We start from the raw sequence: 1518 nt of genomic DNA on the forward strand, positions 1-1518 counted from the left end.
CTCAACTTTCGCAGCTTAATTTGGGCAGATAAGCCTTGATGTGACTAGGCAAAGCGGCAATCCATTGTTGAAGTTGTTTTTCGATTAATGTTGTGATCTTTTTGCTTGCTCCCTTAGCTACAGTTTCAAGGATCTCAATGAGCTGTTTTAATGCAATGGCCCAATCGATTTGACCGATTTCATCGCAGAGCAGATGAAATAAGCCGCCCAAAGTGCGCTTGTCCGTACTTTGACGATGTTGCCATGCTAACAAGATGTATCGCGAAAATACGATCGTCGTATGACTGATCAAGAGATCATAAGAACGACCCTGGAACTCCTTTTGAAGTCGCAACAGCGATTTTGTGCACTTAAAGAACACCTCGATGTCCCAACGGATTCCATAAATCCGGATGATCTCTTCCACAGGAAGCGACAGGTCGGTGCACAGGATAGCAAGCCATTCCTTTTTGTTCGAACGGTGGCGCACGAAGACGATTGTGACGGGAATTCCCGGGGATAACTGCGTACGGATCGATCGCAGAATGCCTTTCTTGTTCCCCTCAACAGGCATAGCCTTGTAGTAAAGCTCATGCAGAGTGAGTCGACGTCCATGGATGAGATAACGCTTTTTATCCGCTTTGACCATGCCGATGACGTCCAGACCGCGAGCAAGCATCGCATGAATGAGCGGAGCATGCGTAAACCAACTGTCCATCAGCACGTACGATGCCTGCACGCCAGCAGAAAGCGCACGATCAATCATGGCGGGAATCACTTCCGGCGCAGGCAAGAGGGCCTCCATTCGCCGCTTGTAGCCAGACGTACGCTTATCGATCTTTTCCATGATGCCGTTCACTTGTGACTTGAGTGAAGCAAGCAAGGAAAAGTCAACGGGAATAAACGTATGGCCGTCCGACCATCCGAGCGTGAGCATTCGAAAGCCTTTGTAGTAGCAACCGGTTGCATGGTCTTTGAATCGGGAAAGTAGCTCGACCGCTTTGCTGCGATTGCGCTCATACATGGAATCATCGACCACAAATACGGATATACGGTCCTCTCCGGTCAAAGGATGCACCTTACCAATAGTGAAAGAACTCAACGAGGATAAGAATCGGCGCCATGCGTAACCGCTGTGATTGAGAAAGCGATACACCGCGTCTTTGCCGGGATACGTCTCGCCCTTAAGGCTTTCTAGCAAACGAAACCAGTTCTTATGATGGAATAAGAGGATAAAGACAAGCTGGAACAGGTATGAGCACGTGAAGCCGAACTTTTTCTTGAAGCCCGCTGTTCTCAAGTGCTGTAGCATCTTTAATTCCTGAAATGCAGATCTGATTTCATTTGGAAGTTGATTCGGCTCTACGGTTTGGCCTATCATAGAGAGGACACCTCTTCTGTATGGTAGTGATGATCTCGACAATCTCACTTTACCAAAAAGAAGCGGTGTTTTTCTATTTTTGCAACCTTCATATTCAATCTGCAATTTTTACTGTCACATCAATGCTCTATGCCGGTTTTCGCTCTGCGAAAGTTGAG

Annotated in this window: 1 protein-coding gene; it reads right to left on the reverse strand. The window is 47.4% G+C overall.

Annotated features, from left to right (window positions below; all coding sequences use genetic code 11):
• Window position 1 precedes the first annotated feature (1 nt).
• Entirely contained in the window at window positions 2-1360 is a 1359-nt protein-coding gene (locus tag PVA01S_RS26300; protein WP_127610830.1) for an IS4 family transposase, read from the reverse strand.
• Between the last annotated feature and the right edge of the window lie 158 nt (window positions 1361-1518).

This window comes from Paenibacillus validus NBRC 15382 (assembly GCF_004000985.1).
GTDB lineage: Bacteria > Bacillota > Bacilli > Paenibacillales > NBRC-103111 > Paenibacillus_G > Paenibacillus_G validus.